The organism is Pedobacter sp. 10L46_2 (assembly GCF_056395165.1).
In genome coordinates this window covers 1-4,955 of the sequence record NZ_JBFTIZ010000308.1, presented here as the reverse complement: position 1 = coordinate 4,955, position 4,955 = coordinate 1, and the positions used below count along the sequence as shown (strand labels likewise).

Below are 4,955 nucleotides of genomic sequence, written 5' to 3'. Positions count from 1 at the left end.
ATTTTAGATAAACGCATCAGATTCCGCTCCGACATCATAAACCTTGCAGCAAGATCAGCCAAATCATCTACCAGTTCAGTGGCAAAGTTTTTTTTAATGAACTCGGCAATAGCGCTAGCTTTTTTCTGGTAATAAACACTAGTAATATCGCCACCAACAAGGCGCTTATAATATTTATTAATACAGCTATTGATAAAATTATAGAAATCTGCATCCATAGCTAAATCATTGGTTTTAACATCCATTTTAATTAGTAAATTGAAAATGCTGGTAGAAATACCGAAAGCCGGCAAATTAACATGCCTGTTATCTGACTCATTAAAACAGGCTATAAGTGGTTTTAAAGCAGTTAATTTTTTACTTTTATAGATCAGCCAATCAGGACTAAATGTAATCACTAAAATCTTATGTCTTCCGGCAGGTATAATTTTATGGTATTCCCCCGCAGGCCGATAACATAAAAAACAAGCGCTTTTATGTTGTACAACGTACATAAGCAAAGAGGGTTCACTTAATAAAAAATCTATGCTCGTATCCTGTCTAAGCGAATATTCAAACAATTCAATATGCGCCAGATAATGACTTATAGATTGAAGTAGTACCTCCCCTTCCAGTAAACTAAATTTTCGGGCCTGCCCCATGTGCAGTGCAGTAGTACAAAAATGAGGGAGTGTATTAAAGGTAAGAATTTCCGATTCTGCAAAAGCAGATTGGAACTTGAAATTTGAATGCATTGTTTACAGCTTTGTTAAGCTGTAAAGTTGTAGCAATTATTTATCTACAACAGTCTATTTATGTCTAAAGTCCAGTCAAAACCTTCAGACCCAAAGAAAATATGGAAAAGTAAATGGGACAAACAAGAGGAATCCTCGCCTGCCCCATTTTCAAGAGGGCTTAATTGATCTCGAAACTGTAAGTAGCACCCTTCCAGGTTGCTTTATAATCTTTACCATTATGCTGGCCCGGAGTTTTATCCATGTCGCTCACTTCAACTACATACCTGCCTTTCCACAAAGGTGTGAATTCTGCCGCACCGTTATCATCGGTAGTCAATTCTCTTGACCAGCCATTAGGAGAAAATACAGATACCGTTTTTCCTTTTGCAGCAGCATCATTAAGGAAGGCCTTCAACTGAAGCGGCTTATTTATTTTTGCAGCCGAAGCACCTTCTACATGTAGTTTCAATACGTTTGGATTTTGAACTGCTGCAGGCAATGCTTTTCCTACGATAACATCAGCACTAGATAAGAAATGATATTTTGTGGTTCCACCAAGTTCCCTGGCTTCGTGACTTACTACAACAGTATAAGCCCCATTCTGATCCGGTGTAAAAGTACCCTCAAAATGGTTTGCACCAGGAGTTAGGGTCAACTGAGTTTTCTTTTGATCTGGCCCTACCAGCCAAAGTGAAAATTCCTTTACATCCGAATACCATTTAGCTACACTGTCGCGCTCATTGGCCACATACTCACCGTAGAATACTTTAACAGTTTGCTTTTGTCCTACTTTACCAGATGCCGCTGTTTCGATCCACAAGGCATGAGCAAAAATACTGGTGGTTACAAAGCTGAGCAACAAGGTCAGGGCTAAAAAAGTTATTTTCTTCATCTTTTTGTTATTAAGGTTTTAAGGAAATGAATAGTATTTACTGAGTTGATACAGAGTTAGCAGCCAATACTGGCTCCTGCTCCTTAGTTATCACTTTTAATTTAGGTTTTACTGCAGGTTTATCAGAAAGATTTGCAGCGCTTGCGGTACCGGAATCAGACTTTCCCTTCTTCTTTTTGAACTTACGGCCATACCAGATCAGGAAACCCGTGATTGGTAAACTTGCACCAATCAGAGAAGCCAGAAATGCCAATACTTTACCTGGAAAACCAAGAATACTGCCCACATGAATGTCAAAGTTCATTTTACGGAGTTTCTGTCCAACCGAAGCCTCATTATAAGGAACAGAATAAGGATCCTTGCGCTTAAGCTCCTTTAAGGTATGTTGATCAAAAGAATAGCCCTGACTATTGTAATACTGTCCGGCAGTAGGATAAACCGTAATGTCGATGGTTGCTTTAGCCAGTTTGGTATCCGGGAAACTGTAATAGAAACCAGTAGACTTAGGGTGCTTGGCAATGACTTTTGTCCATGCCGCATCCATTGCCTGCACCGGAGTATAAAACTTACCGGCCTGCAGAGAATCCGACTCCATTCTTCTAAATTCCGGCAGTTTTTCGCCAGCAGTAGTTACCCAATAAAGGCCTTCGCTGTACCATTTTATTCCATAAACCATCCCTGACAATGCGATGGCCAGCAAGAACAGCAAGGAATAAAATCCCAGTACATTATGCAAATCCAGATTTACACGTTTAAACGAAGCACCCCACTTAATCTTAAAGCTTTTATCGCGGGTAGATTTGTTCCACTTCTTAGGATACCACCAGATCAGCCCCGTAATAAGCAGCACTACAAAAACCATTGTTCCGTAATTTACAATTGGTCTTCCTATTTCATAAGGCATCCATAAAAAGCGGTGACCATTCAGAATAAATCTAAAAAAATCTGTCTCGCCCGGTTTGCGTACCTCTTTGCTAATCACCTCTCCTGTATAAGGATTAACTTTCAGCAATACTCCTCCGCCCCTACGTCCGCCTCCACCACGACGTCCAGGTTTTTTAATCTTATCTCTCAGACTAAGGTTAATTACCTCACCCTGGTGATAGTTGGCATAAGCAGGAACTTTATCTGCATACAATTTCGCGGCAATGTCAGTTAACTGCGAAGGTTTAAGCACCGGTTTGTTCTGCCATTCCACTTTAGTTTCGGGCTCCAACAATCCGGTTATTTCTTCATTAAACACCCATATACATCCTGTAATACAAACAATTAGAACAATAATACCCGAAACCAGGCCAAGCCATAAATGCAGCCATTTGTTAATCCTGTTAAAAAGAGAATCCTTGCTCTTCTTTTTCGGTGGTGAGGTTTTATTTCCGGGTATCATTGTTCTAATTTGTTAGGTTTATATTTTTATGTAATTGGTGTGTTGTAGGGTCAATTATTGGAGGTGCTGGATTGCAGTGATCAAACCACCTTCTACTTTAAGCCCTCTGGTGGCTTTACTGGTTGAAGCATCGATCTTGTAAACCCACGTAGTACCATCTTTCAAGTTCACACCGATGTAACCGGTTTTGCCATCTTTAGGGCTGTAGTTATTATCAGTTACGTCCACAATGGTAGCAGGCTCAGGAAAACCTGTTACAGCCGATACAGTTTGGTTAACAACATCAACAACTGCCAAAGTTTTACCGGTAACATAGGCACCTTTAGTTGCCTTAGGTTCCATGTTGGCAATAAACTTATTTTGTCCAATATATAACCAGTTGGTGATTACGTAACCGTTAGATGCAGTTTCAAAATTCATCAGGTAGCTTTGGTCAAATTCTGTAGTACCAGCTTTGATGCGGGTAATTGAAGAAGGCTTAGTTGAAGTAAGTGCACCGCCATTAACTGCTACCGAACTAGAGAATGCGTACACATCTCCATTCTCAACCTGCCCCAAACCATCTGTAAAATACCTTCCGATAAAGCTAGTTCTCGTATCTTTAATTGTCTTTTCATATTGCATTCCCGGATAAGAATATACCGCGATACCTGCATAATCAGGAAAATCTGTTTCAAAGGTTCTGCCCTTAATGCTAAAGAATGGCGCAAATACTTTGTTGCCTACCTGTTTAATCCAGCTGAAGTGGGCAATTTCACCATTTCCGGCAGGTTGAAGTGCATCTATAGTACCCTCCGATGTCTGCTTATTGGTATTAGAATTTACAATGTACCAGGTATGCAGTGTACTGCTTCCAGCTGCTGCAAAAGATCTGGATACTTTTACCATTAAGATGTCGTCATTAACTGGCGCAAACGCTTGAACTGTTGCAGCTGTAAAATCATTTAGTTTATTTAGCTTACCGTTTTTAACATCATAAACAGTAACAGCACCAGGACTACCCTGACCGTAAAGCATACTAAAGAATTTGTTGCCAAGTGTTACATAGTAACGATAAGTACCATCCTGTTCAACACCATTACCTATAATAGATGCAGAACCTTCGTCAAGGCTAGAGGCCGTCAGCAGATAGTCGGCTACGCCTGCAATTGCAGTCGGTGTAACTGCTAACACATAATTTCCGGGATTTTCAGGGATAACCTCCCTATCGCTTTTTTTATCGCAAGAACTTAAAGCGGCAATAAGTGCCAAAGCCGAAAGCGTTTTGGTAATTGTTGTTTTCATGTTGATTTTTATAAAATGATTATTACGATTTATTGATGAAGTATCTGAAGTTTAAATAGAATCCGCGACCGGGCTTCTGCAGGCTAAAATTGTCGAATACAGGTTTATTAGTAATGTTTTTCACTTCCAGAGAAACATTATAGCGGCCATTTTTCATGCTATAAACAAAATTCATATCATGGGCAACCTGTGTAGGTATACCATTTTTGTCATCTCCGCTTGTACTCCCTAAGCTTGGCCAATAGAGCCAAAAAGAATTAACGTACAACAGATTGTAACCCACTGTAAGGTTATTGCCTTTTCTTAAAACATTTTTAAATGATGCAGACACATCTGCGTTGCCAAAAAAGTAAGGGATGTTAGGCATCTGATCCAGGTAAACAACGCTTTCGTTCTCATAAAATCCACCATCTGGTTTAGGATCATATTTTTGAAGGTTTCTTAACTTCTGATAAGTAACGGTAGCACCGGCACTTAACCAATTTTTATAGGAATACCTGATTTCTCCATCAATACCTGTGGTGCGTACACCCGAACGATTGTCTGCGATGAGCAAATTCTGAGATCCGCTTGTCCCGCCAACAAATTTATTGTAAATAAAATCGCCCGAATATCTGTAAATGGCATTAGCAGTTACGGAAAAGCGATTGACCTCATTGATCTTAAATCCATATAC

At 39.8% G+C, this 4,955-nt stretch carries 4 protein-coding genes and 1 pseudogene; all 5 read right to left on the bottom strand.

Features of this window, described 5'->3' with window-relative positions; genetic code table 11:
- Positions 1–734: helix-turn-helix transcriptional regulator (locus AC1DDX_RS23335; protein ID WP_477622676.1), on the bottom strand; the 734-nt coding region annotated here is incomplete at its 3' end.
- A 160-nt stretch (positions 735–894) separates the two neighbouring features.
- Positions 895–1,608, bottom strand: a complete 714-nt coding sequence (locus tag AC1DDX_RS23330) for a DUF4198 domain-containing protein (RefSeq protein ID WP_288879447.1) — start codon at positions 1,606–1,608, stop codon at positions 895–897.
- A 37-nt stretch (positions 1,609–1,645) separates the two neighbouring features.
- Positions 1,646–2,995 (bottom strand): PepSY-associated TM helix domain-containing protein, encoded by a 1,350-nt coding sequence (locus AC1DDX_RS23325; protein ID WP_288879448.1) that lies wholly within the window; start codon positions 2,993–2,995, stop codon positions 1,646–1,648.
- Positions 2,996–3,049: 54 nt separating this feature from the next.
- On the bottom strand, positions 3,050–4,279 hold the full coding sequence (locus AC1DDX_RS23320) for a DUF4374 domain-containing protein (RefSeq protein ID WP_288879449.1): 1,230 nt from the start codon (positions 4,277–4,279) through the stop codon (positions 3,050–3,052).
- A 22-nt stretch (positions 4,280–4,301) separates the two neighbouring features.
- Positions 4,302–4,955 (bottom strand): annotated as a pseudogene (locus AC1DDX_RS23315) (TonB-dependent receptor); the annotation flags it as partial.